Below are 15,613 nucleotides of genomic sequence, written 5' to 3'. Positions count from 1 at the left end.
TGGCGATGACGGCCTCGACCTCCTTCTGGCCGATGACCTTCTTGCGCTTGGATTCCGGCAACAGCATCTGCGACGCCCCCGCCTCGTCGATCACGTCGATCGCCTTGTCCGGCAGCTTGCGGTCGGTCATGTAGCGCGCCGACAGCTCGACCGCCGTGCGCACGGCCGCCTCGGTGTAGCGCAGCTTATGGTGCTGTTCGTAATAGGTTTTCAGGCCCTTCAGGATCTTGACCGTGTCCTCGACCGTCGGTTCGTTGACGTCGATCTTCTGGAACCGCCGGACCAGGGCGCGGTCCTTTTCGAAATGCTGGCGGTATTCCTTATAGGTCGTCGAACCCATGCAGCGCAGCGTGCCCGACGCCAGCGCCGGCTTCAGCAGGTTGGAGGCGTCCATGGCCCCGCCCGAGGTCGCGCCCGCGCCGATCACCGTGTGGATCTCGTCGATGAACAGGATGGCGTTGTCGTGGCTCTCCAGCTCCTTGACGACCTGTTTCAGACGCTCCTCGAAGTCGCCGCGATAGCGGGTCCCGGCCAACAGGGCGCCCATGTCCAGCGAATAGATGGTGGCGTCCTTCAGGACGTCGGGCACTTCGCCGTTGACGATCTTGCGCGCCAGACCCTCGGCGATGGCGGTCTTGCCGACGCCGGGTTCGCCGACCAGAAGCGGATTGTTCTTGGTGCGGCGGCACAGGATCTGGATCGAGCGCTCGACCTCGGCCATGCGGCCGATCAGGGGATCGACCTTGCCCTGGCGCGACTTCTCATTGAGATCGACGCAATAGGCCTCCAGCGCCTCTCCGCCCTGTTTGACGGCGGCGGCTTCTTCCGCGTCCTCGGGGCTTTGACCGCCGCGAACCGGGCGCGTCTCGCCCGATCCGGCCTTCTTGGCGATGCCGTGGGCGATGTAGTTGACCGCGTCATAGCGGGTCATGTCCTGCTCTTGCAGGAAATAGGCGGCGTGGCTCTCGCGCTCCGAGAAGATGGCGACCAGAACGTTCGCGCCCGACACCTCTTCGCGACCGGACGACTGGACGTGGATCACCGCGCGCTGGATCACGCGCTGGAAGCCGGCGGTCGGCTTGGCGTCCTCGCCGTCGGCGGTAGCCAGGGCTGCCAGGTCGTTGTCGACATACAGGGTCAGGGCGGTCTTCAGCGCCGTCAGATCGACGTTGCAGGCGCGCATCACGGTCGAGGCGTCCGGGTCGTCCACCAGGGCCAGCAACAGGTGCTCCAGCGTCGCATACTCATGCCGACGCGCGTTCGCATAGTGCACCGCGCGGTGCAGGGTTTCTTCGAGAGGACGGGAAAACGAAGGCATCAGAAGGTTCCTCTCAGTCCTTTTCCATCGTGCATTGCAGGGGGTGCTGGTGGCGGCGCGCCGTCTCGACCACCTGGGCGACCTTCGTTTCGGCCACCTCATAGGTGAAGACGCCGCAGACCCCGACGCCATGCTGGTGCACATGCAGCATGATGCGGGTCGCGTCCTCGCGGTCCTTCTGGAAGAACCGCTCCAGCACATAGACGACGAATTCCATCGGCGTGTAGTCGTCGTTCAGGATCAGCACCCGATACAGCGAGGGCCTCTGAAGCTTCGGCTTGGTTTCGGTGACGGTGGCGGTTCCTGCGCCGCCTGTGTCGCCGGGCCTGGGTTTGGGCATTCGTAGTCCGTCTTGGGGGAGTCGATGGATCAGATAGGGAATGATGGCCTGATTTGTAGATGCGTCCAGTCACACCGTGCGTGAACCGTGCCAGACGATCGTTTCTCTTCTTTCGTCATCCTCCGGCAAGCCGCGTAGCGGCGCAGACCGGGGGACCCAGCGGCGCCGAAGCGAAGCAGAGGCGATGTCAGCCAACAGAGAAGTGCGTGACAGGGTCGCGCTATCGCGCGCCGCTGGGTCCCCCGATCTCGCTACGCTCGCCGGAGGATGACGAAAGAAAGGTGCGCCCTTCAGACGCCAAAAGGCCCCGGCGTATCCACCGGGGCCTTAAGGTAGTCTACGAAAGTCAGTCAGGCTTAGCGGGCGGCCTGGAAGCGTTCGACCGAGGCGGTGACGCGCTCGTTGATCGGCTTGAAGCTGTCCTTGACCGAGGCGGTCAGGGTTTCGGTCAGCTTGGTGGTTTCCGACAGATAGGTCTCCATCGCCGACTTGGCGAAGCCGGTCTGCAGCTCGATCAGCTCCTGGACCGAACGGGCCTGGGCCAGGGTCTGCGAAGCGGCAACGCCGTCTTCCCACGACTTCTTGGCGAAGGCGACGGTCTGGCTCGACAGGGCTTCGGCGCCCTTCTGGGCGGCGGCGGCCGAGGCGACGACGGCTTCCAGGTTGCGCTGGCCTTCGGCGTTCAGCTCGGTGATCGAGGCGATCGACTTGTCCAGGCCTTCACGAACGGCCTTGGCGCCGGCGGCTTGGAGCTTCTCGGCCTGGGCCTTGACGGTCTCGGTCTGGGCCTTGACTTGGGCGGTGGCGGTTTCGACGGTCTTCTTCACGGTTTCGGCGGCGTCGGCCATGGTCGTGTCTCCTGAACGGTCGCGGTTTGAACCGCGTGATGATCTGTCCCGCACCGGGGAATCCGGCTCGGATGACGCCCATATGGTGCAAGTGCGAACCGAGGTCAAGATGTTTTTGTGCAGTGCACAAAAATGTCGTCGCGCGGTCAAATCCGCGTTGACGCCGGGTTAACCACCGCGAAACCCGCTCAGTTCATGTTAGGCTGTTCCCATGCGTCGCGTCGGGGGGCCGTCGCCGCGCCACAGTATGACGAAGGTTTTCGCCCGCTGATGCTCGTTCTCGTCCGTCGCGGTTTTCTGGCTCTGATCGCCCTGGCGCTGCTGACGGCCGCGCCTTCGGCTCCGGTCGCCCAGGCCCCCAATGTGAAGTACGCCGCCATCGTCGTGGATGCGACGACGGGCGAGGTGCTGTTCGCGCGTCACGCCGACAGCCGCCGCTATCCGGCGTCGATCACCAAGATCATGACCATGTACCTGACCTTCGAGGCCCTGGCCGAAGGGCGGGTCAAGCTGGACGACGTGCTGACCGTCTCGCCGCGCGCCGCCTCGCAGCCGCCGTCGAAACTGGGTCTGGGCGCCGGTCAGACCATCACCCTGGAAGACGCCATGAAGGCGACGGCTATCCGCTCGGCCAACGACATGGCGGTGCTGATCGCCGAACACGTCGGCGGGTCCGAGGCCCGCTTCGCCGCCATGATGACGCTGAAGGCGCGCGACCTGGGCATGACCGACACCCGCTACGTCAACGCCAACGGCCTGCCCGACAGCCGCCAGATCACCACGGCCCGCGACCTGGCCGTGCTGTCGCGCGCCGTGATGCGCGACTATCCGCAGTATTATCGTTTCTTCGGCCTGCACGACTGGAGCTACAACGGCCGTCAGTACCGCAACACCAACGGCCTGTTGCTGAACGCCCTGGGCTATGATGGGCTGAAGACCGGCTACACCAACGCCTCGGGCTATAATCTGGCCGCCTCGGCGGTGCGCGACGGTCGGCGGCTGATCACCGTGGTCCTGGGCGGCCGCACCACGGCCTCGCGCAACGTCCATGTCGCCGAACTGATGGACGTCGGCTTCGAGGTCGAACAGATGCGCGCGCGCGGCCAGTTGATCCCCGTGGCCCAGACGGTGTTTGAACAGCGCGGCTATGGCGTCGACACCCGCATGGACTCCGGCGCGCTGCAATACGCCTCGGCCAGCGACACGGACGAGGATCAGGGTGGAACGGCCGCCGTCTCCTACGCCTCGCTTCCGGCGCCGCCGCCCGCCGTCGAACGCGTGACGCCCGCGACGTCGCAGACGCGCAACGCCGGCGACGTCACCGCCGCCCTGAATGGTTCAACGGCCGCCCCCGCCCAGACCCGCCGCAACACCAGCCGTCGCGAGGCCGCGCGTCCGCCCGCCGGACGCTGGGCCGTCCAGGTCGGGGCCTTCCGCGACGAACAGGTGGCCCGCGACTGGCTGACCGAGGTCGCCCGCCGCTTCCGCACCCAGTTCGCCGAGGCGGGCCGCGACATCCAGCGGGCCGGCGAGTGGCGTCGCTCACGCTTCACCGGCCTGACCGAGGACGCCGCCGTCGCCGCCTGCCGCGCCCTGGCCGAACGCCGCGTCACCTGCATGGTGGTCCGCCCGGACTGAGAAATCCTCCCCCGCTTCGCAGGGGAGGATCAAAATAGGTCTCAACCCCGCCGATACGGACTCAACGCCTCGGTCATCGCCGCCATCTCGGTCTCGACCGCTGGGCGTTCGCGCTCCAGATAGTCCGCCACCGCCGCCCGCAGCCCCGGATGGGCGATGTAGTGGGCGCTGTACACCGGCGTCGGCAGATAGCCGCGCGCGATCTTGTGCTCGCCCTGCGCGCCGGCCTCGACGCGCGACAGGCCGCGTTCGATGGCGAACTCCACGGCTCGGTAGTAGCACAGCTCGAAATGCAGGAAGGGCGCGTCCTCGACCGTGCCCCATTGCCGCCCGTACAGGGCGTCGCGTCCGATCAGGTTCAGCGCGCCCGCGACCGGCCGCCCGTCGCGAAAGGCCATGACCAGGGCGATCCGGTCGGCCATGGTCTCGCCGATCAGGCTGAAGAAGGTCCGCGTCAGATAGGGCCGCCCCCACTTTCGCGACCCGGTGTCCATGTAGAAGGCGAAGAAGGCGTCCCAGTGCTCTTCGCGGATGTCGCCGCCGGTCAGGATGCGGATGTCCAGCCCGGCCTGGGCTTCACGCCGCTCGCGCCGGATGGTCTTCCGGCGCGAGGAGGACAGGGCGCCCAGGAAGTCGTCGAACGATCCATAGCCCCGGTTCGTCCAGACGTATTGCATATCCAGCCGCCGCAGCAGGCCGGCCTGACCCATGACCTCCCACTCGTCGCGAGTCGGGAAGTTGACGTGCAGCGACGACAGGGCCTGCCGTTCGGTCAGGGCGACGGCGCCCGCCAGCAGGGCCTCGCGCGCCGCCTGCGTCGCCGCCAGCAGGCGCGGCCCGGTCACCGGCGTGAACGGCACGGCCGACAGCAGTTTGGGATAATAGGCGCCGCCCGCCCGCTCCAGCGCGTCGGCCCAGGCGTGATCGAAGACGTATTCGCCCTGGCTGTGGCCCTTGAGCCAGAGCGGCATGACGCCGACGACGGCGCCCGTCGCGTCGTGCGCGGTCAGGTGCCGTCCCGCCCAGCCCTGGCGGGGCGTCGCGCTGCCAGAGGCCTCGCAGGCGTTCAGGAAGTCGTGGCTGACGAAGGGATCGCCCGTCGGACCCGCGCAGACGTCCCAGTCCGCGCGGCCGATGGATTGGATGGACTCGTGGACCTGGACCGTAAGGTTCACTTCACCTCGACGATGGCGTCCACTTCAACCGCGAAGCCCAGCGGCAGGCGATAGACGCCGACGGCCGAGCGGGCATGGCGGCCCTTGTCGCCGAACACCTCGACCATCAGGTCCGAACAGCCGTTGATGACCGCCGGAATGGCCTCGAAGTCGCCCGCCGCCTGGACGAAGCCGCCCAGTTTCACGACCCGCACGACACGCTCCAGATCGCCGTCCAGCGCCGCCGACATCTGGGCCAGCAGGTTGACGCCGCACATGCGGGCGGCGGCTTGCGCCTGTTCGGGCGACACGTCGGCGCCGACCGTGCCCTTGATCCCGCCCGAGGCGTCGTTTGAAAGCTGGCCCGAGATGTGGAGCAGATTGCCGCTGCGCACGAACGGCACATAGTTGGCGACCGCCTTGGCGGGTTCGGGCAGGCTGATGCCCAGTTCGGTCAGGCGGGCGGCGATGCTCATTCGGGCGGCTCCTTTGATGTGGAGCGGGGTTTAACCTTCCGCCCGCCGTCCTTCAACGCCCGTCCGGCCATGACGGCGTCGCGCCCGAACTTGTCGCGCAGCCGGTCGATGGCGGTTTCGGTCTTCAGATTGCGGGTTTCGACCGTGTCGAACAGCACGGGCGCGTCCTCGGCGTCCTGAACGTCGGCCATGCCGATGCCGATCAGACGATAGGGGCGGCCCAGTTCGGGCGCCAGCAGCGCCCGCCCGGCGGCGAACAGGGCGCGCGCCGTCTGCACCGGTTCGGGCGCGGTGACGCGGCGGGTCAGGATCTTGAAGTCCGTGCGCCGCAGTTTCAGCACGATCACCCGGCTGGCCACGCCGTCGCGCCGCGCCTTGGACGCCAGCTTCTCGCATAGCGGCCACAGCTCGGCCTCCAACGCCTCGCGGTCGCTCAGGTCCTCGTTGAAGGTGGTTTCGGCGCTCATGCCCTTGCGGTCGTGCTCGGGATCGACCCGGCGGTGGTCGCGGGCGTGCGACAGGTCGTGCAGCCGCAGGCCGTGCTCGCCATAGGCCTTCACCAGGTCGCGCGGATCGGCGGCGGCCAGGTCGCCGATGGTGCGATAGCCGTCGCTGCGCAGGGTCTTGCCGAACACCGGCCCGACGCCGGGCAGGGCGGTCACCGGGCGCGGCGCCAGAACCGCCTGGGCCTCGGCCGCGCCGACGACGGAAAAGCCGCGCGGCTTGTCCATCTCGGACGCCATCTTGGCCAGAAAGCGGTTGGGGGCCAGGCCGATGGAGACTGTCAGGCCGATCTCCTCCTCGATCCGTTTCTGCAACCGGACCAACTGCAAGGCGGGCGGGCCGCCGTTCAGCCGCTCGGTGCCCGACAGGTCGATCCACGCCTCGTCCAGCGACAGGGTCTGCACCAGAGGCGTCAGTTCGCCGACCATGCCGAAGATGCGTTTGCTCTCGGGCACGTATTTCTCGAACGACGGCTTGATCACCACGGCGTCCGGGCACGCCTTCAGCGCCTTGAACATCGGCATGGCCGAGCCGACGCCGTACAGCCGCGCCACATAGCAGGCGGTCGAGACCACGCCCCGCTTGCCGCCCCCCACGATCACCGGCTTGTCGCGCAGTTCGGGCCGGTCGCGCTTCTCGACCGAGGCGTAGAAGGCGTCGCAATCCAGGTGGGCGATGGACAGCCGGTCCAACTCGTCATGGACCAGCAGGCGCTTGGATTCGCACGCCGGACAGCGCCGATCCGGCGGCCCTTCGCCCCCGGTCCAGAAACAGTCTCGGCAAATGGCCTTCACGTCGGGTCCTCGGCTTCACCCCAACTTAAGACAGGCGCGCCACAGTGCGAGTCGAGAAGGCGAAAAGCCCCCTCCGAAAGGCGACGCATCAGGTGATGTCCAAGAAGGTCCTCATAGTCGAGGATAACGAGCTGAACATGAAGCTCTTTCATGATCTGCTCGATTCTCAGGGCTACGAGACGCTTCAGACCCGCGAAGGGCTGCAGGCGCTGGCCCTGGCGCGCCTGCATCGTCCCGACCTGATCTTGATGGACATCCAACTGCCCGAGATCAGCGGTCTGGAGGTCACAAAATGGCTGAAGGACGACGAGGAGCTGAGCCACATCCCCGTGGTCGCCGTCACCGCCTTCGCCATGAAGGGCGATGAGGAACGAATCCGCCAGGGCGGCTGCGAGGCCTATATCTCCAAGCCGATCTCGGTGATGCATTTCCTCGACACCGTTCGGAAACATCTGGGGTAGTCGGCCGTGAGTGCGCGTATCCTGGTCGTTGACGACGTCGAACCGAACGTCAGGCTGCTCGAAGCCAAGCTGACGCTGGAATACTATGACGTCGTCACCGCCGGCGACGGCATGACGGCCCTGGTGCGCGCCGCCGCCGATCAGCCGGACATCATCCTGCTGGACGTGATGATGCCGGGCATGGACGGGTTCGAGACCTGCCGCCGCCTGAAGGCCGATCCGGCGACCCGGCATATCCCCGTCGTCCTGGTCACCGCCCTGGATGGGCGCGACGACCGCATCCGGGGGCTGGACGCGGGCGCCGACGATTTCATCACCAAGCCGCTGGACGATCTGATCCTGTTCGCGCGCGTGCGTTCGCTGGTCCGCCTGAAACAGGTCATGGACGAGATGCGCGAGCGCGAGGAGAGCGGCCGCCGCATGGGCGTCGACGCCGAGGCCGGCGGGCGGCTGCGCGGCTCAGGCGGGCGGGTGCTGGTGGTCGACGACAACCCGCGCCAGGTCGAGAAGATCGGCCTGCAACTGGTCAAGGAACACCGACCGACCTTCGAGACCACGCCGGACGCCGCCATGGCGGCCGCGGCGGGACCCATCGACCTGATGATCGTCAACGCCTCCGCCGAGAGTTTCGACGGCCTGCGGATGATCGCGCGGGCGCGCACCGACAAGGCGACGCGCAAACTGCCGATCCTGGCCGTGGTTGATCCGGCGGATCGGCCGCGCCTGGTCAAGGCGCTGGAGCTGGGCGTCAACGACATCCTGTCCAAGCCGGTCGACGCCGAGGAGCTGGCGGCGCGGGTGCGCACCCAGATCAAGCGCAAACGCTACACCGACTTCCTGAAGGAGAAGCTGGACTACAGCCTCGAGATGGCGGTCACCGACGCCCTGACCGGCCTGCACAACCGCCGCTATATGGCCAGCCAGTTGCAGGCCATGGTCGGGCGCACGGCCCATGGCGGCGAGGGCGTGGCCCTGTTGGTGCTGGACATCGACCACTTCAAGGCGGTCAACGACGGCTTCGGCCACGACGCGGGCGACGAGGTGTTGCAGGAATTCGCCGTGCGCCTGGCCACCAATGTCCGCGCCATCGACCTGCCGTGCCGCCAGGGCGGCGAGGAGTTCGTGGTCGTCATGCCCGGCTCCAGCCTGGAGGACGCCGCGCGGGTGGCCGAACGGATTCGTCGCGACGTGGCGGGCGCGCCCTTCCCGGTGCTGGGCGGCCGTGAGTTGCTGAACCTCACCGTCTCGATCGGCGTCGCGGCCACGGCGGGAACGGGGGACACGCCCGAAGCCCTGCTCAAACGCGCCGACGAAGGCCTCTACGAAGCCAAGGCCGCGGGCCGTAATACGGTCATCGCGCGGGCGGCTTAAACCCTCTTCCTTTCGTCATCCTCCGGCAAGCGGCGGAGCCGCGCAGACCGGGGGACCCAGCGGCGCGCGTGAGCGCGACACGGTCACGCACACAGATCGCGGATAGGTCGCCTTCGCTTCGCTACGGCGCCGCTGGGTCCCCCGGTCTCGCTGCGCTCGCCGGAGGATGACGAAAGGAAGGGCGGACCCCGAATTGCAAACGCCCGGCTGATCCAGCCGGGCGTTCAGAAATCCAGCGAGGGCGAAACCCTTACTTGATCTTGCCTTCCTTGAACTCGACGTGCTTGCGCGCGACCGGGTCGTACTTCTTGACGACCATCTTCTCGGTCATGGTGCGGGCGTTCTTCTTGGTGACGTAGAAGAAGCCGGTGTCGGCCGTGGAGTTCAGGCGGATCTTGATGGAAGCCGGTTTGGCCATCGGAATTACCTTTGCGACGGCGAAAGCCGCTAAATGAGAGGCGCGGAACATACTCAGGCGCGTCTCGAAGTCAACCGGGCGCGCCGCCGCATTTCCCAATGGCCGATAAGGGCTAGGCTGGCGCCATGAAAACCCTGACCCTGATCGCCCCAACTTTCGCGGCCCTGTCCAGTCTGGCCCTTTCGGCCTGCGCCACCGGACCTGCCGCCGCGCCTTCGCCCCAGGACGCCTTCTTCGCTAATCTGACCGCCCTGTGCGGTCAGCGGTTCGAGGGGCGGGTCACGACCGATGACGCCGCCGACGCCGATTTCCGCCGCCAGAGACTGCTGATGCACGTCCGCGACTGCTCGCCGACCGAGATCCGCATCCCCTTCCAGGTCGGCGACGACCGCAGCCGCACCTGGGTTGTCACCCGGACGGCGACGGGCCTGCGGCTGAAGCACGACCATCGCGATCCCGACGACGGCCACACCCATGTGCTGCACTGGTATGGCGGCGACACGACGTCGGCGGGGACGGCGGAACGGCAAGAGTTTCCGGTCGACGCCGAATCCATCGCCCTGTTCAACGCCAACAACGCGGCCGTCTCGACCACCAATGTCTGGGCCGTCGAGGTGCATCCGGGCGCGAGCTACGTCTATGAACTGACCCGCCCGAACCGGCGGCTGCGGGTCGAGTTCGACACGACCAAGCCGTTGGCCGACTAGACCGCGCGCCAGCCCGTGGCCGAGCGCACCGTGGCGCAGGTCGGCGAGCCGTCCGCCCCCCGGCCGGGCAAGGTGATCTCCAGCATGCGTCCGGCGCGCGCCAAGGTCAGCAACTCGGCCTGAATGTCGTGGATGTCGATCTTGGCGCGCCGCGACCAGGGGCTGGCGTGGTCGCCCGCCGACTGGCCGATGCGGATATAGACGAACCGTCGCCTCGGTCCCTCGCGCCGCACGAACGGACCCAGGAAACGCCCGTCGTCGGACAGGCGGACGGCCACGTCGAACGACAACGGGCGATCCGTCGCCGTCGCCGGCTCGAACGGCATGTCGTCTTTTTGCAGACTGTAGCGCACGCCCGGAACCGGGTCGGCCAGGGTCAGACGCAGGGTGATGGACGTGTCGGCCATGGTCAGTCCAGCCGCTCGACCACGTGTTTGCCGTGCACCATGCGCACGAAGGGCAGGGGGCGGTCGGGCGTGGTCAGCCGCTCATTGACCTCGCCCAGGACGAAGCGGGTGATGGCGGGCAGGTCCTGACCGCGGGCCTCGTCCAGGTCCAGCCAGGCGATCTCGTCCAGTTCGCCCGAACCGGCGGTCGGTTCGGGGTGCAACAGGGCCTCGGCGGGGACCATGAAGAAGCGGGCGTCGAACCGGCGCGTGCGGCCTGGCGGGGTGATGGCGCGGGCGATGTAGCTCAGCGCCGCCAGGTCGGGCAGGGCGCCCGAGGCCCGAAACTCGCGCCACGGCCCGGCGACCGAGGCGGCGGGGGCGGGAGAGGCCAGAAGCAATCCCGTCTCCTCGAAGGTTTCACGGACGGCGGTCAGGGTCAGGGCGCGGGCGCGCCGGGCGGGAACCTCCATCGTCAGCCGCCCCATGACGGCGGGCGAAGGTTCGGTGGCCGAGGCGGCGGTGAAGTCGGCCCTGTCGATGCGGCCGCCGGGAAACACCCATTTGGACGCCATGAAGACGTGGCCGGGCGCGCGGCGGCCCATCAACACCTGCGCCACGCCCCGATGGCGACGCGTCAGGATCAGGGTGGCGGCGTCCTTGGGCGTCTGCCGTCCGCCGATGCGCGGCGCATCGCGCTGATCGCGGTCGGAATCGAAGGGTTCGGGCGGGGTGGACACGGTGTTTCCCTACCACGTCCTTCTCCCCTTGCGGGAGAAGGAGATCACTGCTCCAGCCGATGCCCGGTCAGGATCAGCACGCTCAGGTCTCGCGTCGGCGTCCAGTTCTGATGGCGGACCTCGAACTGGGTCGGGCCGATCTTGCGCACGCCCTCGCCGCAGAAACTGACCAGATTGTCCGCCGCCCCCTTGTCGACCACCAGGCGGAAGTCGCCGATCGGGCCGGACCAGTTGGCCCCCGTGGTCAGGATGTAATCGACCCAGGTCTCGGTCAGATACAGGCCCTCGGCTCTTTTGCGCGTGGCGGCGTCGATGAAGGCCCGGTCGGTGCAATAGCGGGCGGCGTATTCGGCGGTGATGTCGGGCAGATCGGTCTCGCGGTCGCCGACGATGCTGCCGGCCGAGCCGCCGATGGCGGGCGCATAGAGGTGTTCGATCACCACTTCGCGGCCCGGCTCGAAATACTGGGTCCAGTACCAGGTGCTCTTCAGCGTCCACTGGGGGCTGATCCAGCGTGAGCCGCCGCCGCGCTCGACGTTGATCAAACCCGCCGCCGCCAACCGATCCGCGTCGGCGTCGGACAGGGCCTCCAGCGCCGTCATGGCGGCCGCGCCCGAGGGGCTGAGAGGCAGGTGCATGGCCGTCAGCTCGGCCGTCACGTCGCGGTCGCCGACCATGGCCTTGCGCTCGACCTGGGCGTGGACCGCATGGTCGTCGACCCAGGTGATGAAGGGCACGACCCGGTCGCTGTCGACGTCGCCGCCGACGTTTTCCTCCCACGAGCCTGAGACGTCCGGCATCGGGAAGGCGACGATGGTCTCGATGGGTTCGGCGGTGTGGTTCAGGAACCGATACTTCACCCGCACCTCGCGCGCCGAGACGTAGAGGTCTTCCGACACCATGGCGATGCCGTCGGTGCGTTGCAGCACCAGTCCGCCCGCCCCCATGGAGGCGGTGGAATCGTTGGCGACGGCGGGCGCGGCGATCAGGGCCAGGCCCAAACTCAGGCCCAGGACGGCGGCGGTCAGACGGCGAGGCATGGCGGCTCTCCAGGTTCGGAAAGCGACGCTATCCGAAGTGGGGGCGAGGCGCGACTCTGGAACAGTCCTACCGCCGCTTGCCCTTCCTGACGCCCTTCAGCCCGCCGGACGGCTTGCCGCCGTTCCTCGGCTTGGGACCGCCCGGTCGGCCCTTGCCGCGCATGGGCGGGCCGTCGCCGCCGCGGCCGCGCATGCCCAGCCGTGGCGCGGGCGCGTTCGGATCGCGCGGGTCCGGCTCGGACAGCATCTCCAGCACCAGGCCGCCGGTGACCGGCGTGGCCTCGACCAGCCGCGCCTCGACCGTCTTGCCCAGGGGCCAGCGGCGGCCGCTGCGTTGCCCGACCAGGGCGTGGGCGCGGTCGTCGTGGACGAAATACTCATCGCCCAACGACGATACGGGGATCAGGCCGTCCGCCCCCGTTTCGTCCAGCCGCACGAACAGGCCGAAACGCGTCACGCCGGTAATGCGGCCGGTGAAGCTGGCCCCGACACGGTCTTCCAGGAAGGCGGCGATGTAGCGGTCCATGGCGTCGCGCTCGGCGGCCATGGAGCGACGCTCGGTCTCGGTGATGTGTTCGGCGATGCCGCCCAGCTCGGCGACCTCGCGGTCGGTCAGGCCGTCATTGCCCAACTTCAACGCCCGGATCAGCGCCCGGTGCACGATCAGGTCGGCATAACGCCGGATCGGCGAGGTGAAGTGGCCGTAGCGGTCCAGGTGCAGGCCGAAATGGCCGATGTTCTCAGGCGAATAGATGGCCTGCATCTGGGTGCGCAGAACCACCTCATTGACCGTCTGGGCGTAGGGACCCTCGCGCGTCTCGTCCAGCAGCCGGTTGAACCGCTTGGTCGTGACCGGCTCGCCCTTGTTCCACGGCTTGCCGATCGTCGACAGGAAGTCGGCCAGGGCGAAGATCTTCTCCTGGCTGGGCGCGTCGTGGACGCGATAGATCAAGGGCGTCTTCTTCTGCTCCAGCGTCTCGGCGGCCGAGACGTTGGCCTGGATCATCATCTCCTCGATCAGGCGATGGGCCTCCAGGCTGACGCGGCGCTCGATGGAGGCGATCTTGCCGTCGGGGGTCATCTTGATGCGGCGCTCGGATGACTCGATCTGCACCGGACTGCGCTTTTCGCGGCCGATCAGCATGGTGCGATAGGCCGCCCACAGCGGCTTCAGAATGCTGTCCAGGATGGGACCGGTCGTATCGTCCGTCTGGCCCTCGATGGCCGCTTGCGCCTGTTCGTAGGACAGTTTGGCGTGGCTGCGCATCAGGCCGCGCACGAAGCGGTGGCCGGTCTTTCGGCCGTTCTTGTCGAAGACCATGCGCACGGCCATGCAGGCGCGGTTCTCGCCCTGTTTCAGGCTGCACAGACCGTTGGACAACACCTCGGGCAGCATCGGCTCGACCCGGTCGGGGAAGTAGGTGGAATTGCCCTTGTCGCGCGCCTCGCGGTCCAGGGCCGAGCCGGGCCGGACGTAGGCGGCGACGTCGGCGATGGCGACCCAGACGATCCAGCCGCCGGGGTTCTTCTCGTCCTCGTCGCGCTCCGCATAGACGGCGTCGTCGTGATCGCGGGCGTCGGCCGGGTCGATGGTGATGAAGGGGACCTGACGCAGGTCCTCGCGTCCCTTCAGCGTCGGCAGGGCCTGATCGGCGGCCTCGGTCTCGACCGCTTCGGAAAAGCCGGTCGGCACCCCATGCGCGTGGATGGCCAGCAGGGAGGCGGCGCGCGGGTCGTCCTCACGGCCGATGGTCTCCAGCACCTTGCCCCGCTTGGGACCATAGCGGTGCTCGCCCTTCTCGATGGCCGCCAGCACCAGGTCGCCGTCGCGCAGGCCTTCGGCCTGCGGATGGGGCACGATCAGGACGTCCTTGGAGCGTTTGTCGACCGGCTCGACGCGGGTTTCGCGCGCCGATTTGCGGATCACGCCCAGGACGCGGTTGGTTGCGGTGTCCAGCTTCTTGACCAGCCGGGCCTCCCAGCCGTCGACGCCGCGCTGGAATTTGACCAGCAGGCGGTCGCCCATGCCGGGCGCGGGTCCCTTGGCCTTGGCGTGATCGGGCATCAGCACGGCCCTGGGCGCGTCGTCCGCGCCCTTGACCAGCCGCACATACAGTTCGCCGTCGGCGTCGCGTTCGACCACATCGGCCACGCCGACGGGGGGCAGGGCGCCGGCCTCGGAAAAGCCCTTGCGCCCGCGTTTGCCCAGGCGGCCTTCCGCCTCAAGCTCTTTCAGCATTTCGCGCAGCATCCTGCGCTCATTGCCCTTCAGCCCGAAGGCGCGGGCGATGTCGGCCTTGTCGGCCTCTCCGGCTTCGCGGAGGAATCGGACCAGCGTTTCCCGGTCAGGGAGTCCGTTCGCCGGTCGTTTGGGTGTCTTTGTCATTCAGTCTTTCTGTTCGCCGAAGGTCTCGGCGGGATTGATGCAGGCCACGCCCAGCGCCGTCGCGGCGCGGGTCATGCCCCGGTCGAGTGTAACGATTGTCGCGTCTAATCGATGCGCCGCCGCGATGTGGGCGGCGTCGGGCGCGCGAAGGGTGATGCCGGGTCGGCGGATCCAGTCGTTGGCCGTTTTGATGTCGTCAGGAACGATCTCCACCGCCTTCGTCATGACTGCGGCCCATTCGTCGAGAGCGGAAAAGGCAGAGATCGCCAACGGTCTGGACCACCGCTCGATGCGTCCCAGCCGGGCCAGCGCCGCCGACGATTCCGCCATGGCGAAGTCGCTGAAGACCACCTGGCCGTTCTCGTCCATCAACATCGAACCGACGATCTCGCTGGCGCCCTGTCGGGCGATCAGGGCGACGACTGCGCTCGCATCGACGTACAGGATCACTCAGGATCGCCGTCGCGCATGGATCGCACCAATTCCGCCGCGGGAATGGTGGCGGCAGGTCGTGCGTTCCTGCGCTCGACGAACGCGTCGTACCAGGCTCGCCGTTCCTCCGGGGTCAGCTTGGGCGTGACCGGCTTGGTGGTGGCCCGCAACTCCGCCACCGGTTTGCCGTGCCGCGTGATGGTGATGCTCTCGCCCTTCTCGACCCGATCCAGCAGGTGGGTGAAGTTGTTCTTGGCCTCGGCCACGCCATAGACGGCCATGATGTCGTCTCCCATTATGGCCATAAATATAGCCATAAATCCGATTCCATTCCAGTCGGCTTGTTCCCGTCGCGGCGCGCGAATAGCTTCCGCGCCGAAACGCCCCTGGAGATGAATATGTCCCTTCCCGCCACGCCCGCGCTGAGCGGACCCACCGGTTCGCTGCTGACGTTGATCGGCAAGACGCCGATGGTGGAGGTGACGCGGATCGATACCGGAAAATGCCGCCTGTTCCTGAAGCTGGAGGCCCAGAACCCCGGCGGGTCGATCAAGGACCGCATCGCCCTGTCGATGATCGCGGCGGCGGAAAAGGAGGGGT

Annotated in this window: 18 protein-coding genes; 5 read left to right on the top strand and 13 right to left on the bottom strand. The window is 67.7% G+C overall.

Annotated features, from left to right (window positions below):
* From V7D63_RS11485 to V7D63_RS11475, 3 genes are all read right to left on the bottom strand, one after another.
* On the bottom strand, positions 1–1,318 hold a 1,318-nt coding region (locus tag V7D63_RS11485; protein WP_333592417.1), incomplete at its 3' end, for an AAA family ATPase.
* A gap of 13 nt (positions 1,319–1,331) precedes the next feature.
* Positions 1,332–1,658, bottom strand: a complete 327-nt coding sequence (gene clpS, locus V7D63_RS11480; RefSeq protein ID WP_333592416.1) for an ATP-dependent Clp protease adapter ClpS — start codon at positions 1,656–1,658, stop codon at positions 1,332–1,334.
* Between the two features lie 356 nt (positions 1,659–2,014).
* Complete coding sequence (locus tag V7D63_RS11475; protein ID WP_333592415.1) at positions 2,015–2,506, bottom strand: phasin family protein; 492 nt, start codon at positions 2,504–2,506, stop codon at positions 2,015–2,017.
* 270 nt (positions 2,507–2,776) lie between these two features.
* On the opposite strand from V7D63_RS11475, the gene V7D63_RS11470 reads away from it, so the two are divergent.
* The gene (locus V7D63_RS11470) at positions 2,777–4,144 is read left to right on the top strand and encodes a serine hydrolase (RefSeq protein WP_333592414.1); all 1,368 of its coding nucleotides are present in this window, start codon (positions 2,777–2,779) and stop codon (positions 4,142–4,144) included.
* Between the two features lie 41 nt (positions 4,145–4,185).
* Here V7D63_RS11470 and V7D63_RS11465 read toward each other — a convergent pair whose 3' ends face one another.
* The 3 genes from V7D63_RS11465 to V7D63_RS11455 are packed head-to-tail and all read right to left on the bottom strand — an operon-like array spanning position 4,186 to position 7,072.
* A complete protein-coding gene (locus tag V7D63_RS11465; protein WP_333592413.1) occupies positions 4,186–5,319 on the bottom strand; it encodes a GNAT family N-acetyltransferase in 1,134 nt (377 codons plus the stop codon).
* On the bottom strand, positions 5,316–5,774 hold the full coding sequence (locus V7D63_RS11460; RefSeq protein ID WP_333592412.1) for a RidA family protein: 459 nt from the start codon (positions 5,772–5,774) through the stop codon (positions 5,316–5,318). The genes V7D63_RS11465 and V7D63_RS11460 overlap by 4 nt, the downstream gene beginning before the upstream one ends.
* A complete protein-coding gene (locus tag V7D63_RS11455; protein ID WP_333592411.1) occupies positions 5,771–7,072 on the bottom strand; it encodes a DNA polymerase IV in 1,302 nt (433 codons plus the stop codon). The genes V7D63_RS11460 and V7D63_RS11455 overlap by 4 nt, the downstream gene beginning before the upstream one ends.
* Positions 7,073–7,167: 95 nt before the next feature.
* Between V7D63_RS11455 and V7D63_RS11450 the strand changes: the two genes are divergently transcribed.
* Entirely contained in the window at positions 7,168–7,533 is a 366-nt protein-coding gene (locus V7D63_RS11450) for a response regulator (protein WP_333592410.1), read from the top strand.
* 6 nt (positions 7,534–7,539) lie between these two features.
* Entirely contained in the window at positions 7,540–8,904 is a 1,365-nt protein-coding gene (locus tag V7D63_RS11445) for a PleD family two-component system response regulator (protein ID WP_333592409.1), read from the top strand.
* A 250-nt stretch (positions 8,905–9,154) separates the two neighbouring features.
* Here V7D63_RS11445 and rpmG read toward each other — a convergent pair whose 3' ends face one another.
* A complete protein-coding gene (gene rpmG / locus V7D63_RS11440) occupies positions 9,155–9,322 on the bottom strand; it encodes a 50S ribosomal protein L33 (RefSeq protein ID WP_181543575.1) in 168 nt (55 codons plus the stop codon).
* Positions 9,323–9,447: 125 nt separating this feature from the next.
* Between rpmG and V7D63_RS11435 the strand changes: the two genes are divergently transcribed.
* On the top strand, positions 9,448–10,029 hold the full coding sequence (locus V7D63_RS11435) for a hypothetical protein (RefSeq protein ID WP_333592408.1): 582 nt from the start codon (positions 9,448–9,450) through the stop codon (positions 10,027–10,029).
* Here V7D63_RS11435 and V7D63_RS11430 read toward each other — a convergent pair.
* From V7D63_RS11430 to V7D63_RS11405, 6 genes are all read right to left on the bottom strand, one after another.
* Entirely contained in the window at positions 10,026–10,436 is a 411-nt protein-coding gene (locus V7D63_RS11430) for a DUF5990 family protein (protein WP_333592407.1), read from the bottom strand. The two genes, V7D63_RS11435 and V7D63_RS11430, sit on opposite strands and share 4 nt — an antisense overlap.
* 2 nt (positions 10,437–10,438) lie before the next feature.
* Entirely contained in the window at positions 10,439–11,155 is a 717-nt protein-coding gene (locus V7D63_RS11425) for an NUDIX hydrolase (protein WP_333592406.1), read from the bottom strand.
* A gap of 44 nt (positions 11,156–11,199) precedes the next feature.
* On the bottom strand, positions 11,200–12,195 hold the full coding sequence (locus V7D63_RS11420) for a DUF4424 domain-containing protein (protein ID WP_333592405.1): 996 nt from the start codon (positions 12,193–12,195) through the stop codon (positions 11,200–11,202).
* A gap of 67 nt (positions 12,196–12,262) precedes the next feature.
* Positions 12,263–14,581: a ribonuclease R gene (gene rnr, locus V7D63_RS11415; RefSeq protein WP_333592404.1), complete on the bottom strand. Its 2,319-nt coding sequence runs from the start codon at positions 14,579–14,581 to the stop codon at positions 12,263–12,265.
* Complete coding sequence (locus V7D63_RS11410; RefSeq protein WP_333592403.1) at positions 14,582–15,031, bottom strand: type II toxin-antitoxin system VapC family toxin; 450 nt, start codon at positions 15,029–15,031, stop codon at positions 14,582–14,584.
* Positions 15,028–15,294, bottom strand: a complete 267-nt coding sequence (locus V7D63_RS11405) for a type II toxin-antitoxin system Phd/YefM family antitoxin (protein ID WP_333592402.1) — start codon at positions 15,292–15,294, stop codon at positions 15,028–15,030. Before V7D63_RS11405 ends, V7D63_RS11410 begins: the two co-directional genes overlap by 4 nt.
* 117 nt (positions 15,295–15,411) lie before the next feature.
* Between V7D63_RS11405 and V7D63_RS11400 the strand changes: the two genes are divergently transcribed.
* Positions 15,412–15,613: pyridoxal-phosphate dependent enzyme (locus V7D63_RS11400; RefSeq protein ID WP_333592401.1), on the top strand; the 202-nt coding region annotated here is incomplete at its 3' end.

It is taken from the genome of Brevundimonas sp., from assembly GCF_036732845.1.
Taxonomy (GTDB): domain Bacteria; phylum Pseudomonadota; class Alphaproteobacteria; order Caulobacterales; family Caulobacteraceae; genus Brevundimonas.
The sequence above is the reverse complement of the archived record's forward strand: the minus strand, read 5'-3'. Positions and strand labels throughout refer to the sequence as shown.

Coding starts and splice junctions, on each gene's coding strand:
- clpS (WP_333592416.1), bottom strand. CDS start 1,658: ATGCCCAAACCCAGGCCCGGCGACACAGGCGGCGCAGGAACCGCCACC.
- V7D63_RS11475 (WP_333592415.1), bottom strand. CDS start 2,506: ATGGCCGACGCCGCCGAAACCGTGAAGAAGACCGTCGAAACCGCCACC.
- V7D63_RS11470 (WP_333592414.1), top strand. CDS start 2,777: ATGCTCGTTCTCGTCCGTCGCGGTTTTCTGGCTCTGATCGCCCTGGCG.
- V7D63_RS11460 (WP_333592412.1), bottom strand. CDS start 5,774: ATGAGCATCGCCGCCCGCCTGACCGAACTGGGCATCAGCCTGCCCGAA.
- V7D63_RS11450 (WP_333592410.1), top strand. CDS start 7,168: ATGTCCAAGAAGGTCCTCATAGTCGAGGATAACGAGCTGAACATGAAG.
- rpmG (WP_181543575.1), bottom strand. CDS start 9,322: ATGGCCAAACCGGCTTCCATCAAGATCCGCCTGAACTCCACGGCCGAC.
- V7D63_RS11435 (WP_333592408.1), top strand. CDS start 9,448: ATGAAAACCCTGACCCTGATCGCCCCAACTTTCGCGGCCCTGTCCAGT.
- V7D63_RS11430 (WP_333592407.1), bottom strand. CDS start 10,436: ATGGCCGACACGTCCATCACCCTGCGTCTGACCCTGGCCGACCCGGTT.
- V7D63_RS11420 (WP_333592405.1), bottom strand. CDS start 12,195: ATGCCTCGCCGTCTGACCGCCGCCGTCCTGGGCCTGAGTTTGGGCCTG.
- rnr (WP_333592404.1), bottom strand. CDS start 14,581: ATGACAAAGACACCCAAACGACCGGCGAACGGACTCCCTGACCGGGAA.
- V7D63_RS11405 (WP_333592402.1), bottom strand. CDS start 15,294: ATGGCCGTCTATGGCGTGGCCGAGGCCAAGAACAACTTCACCCACCTG.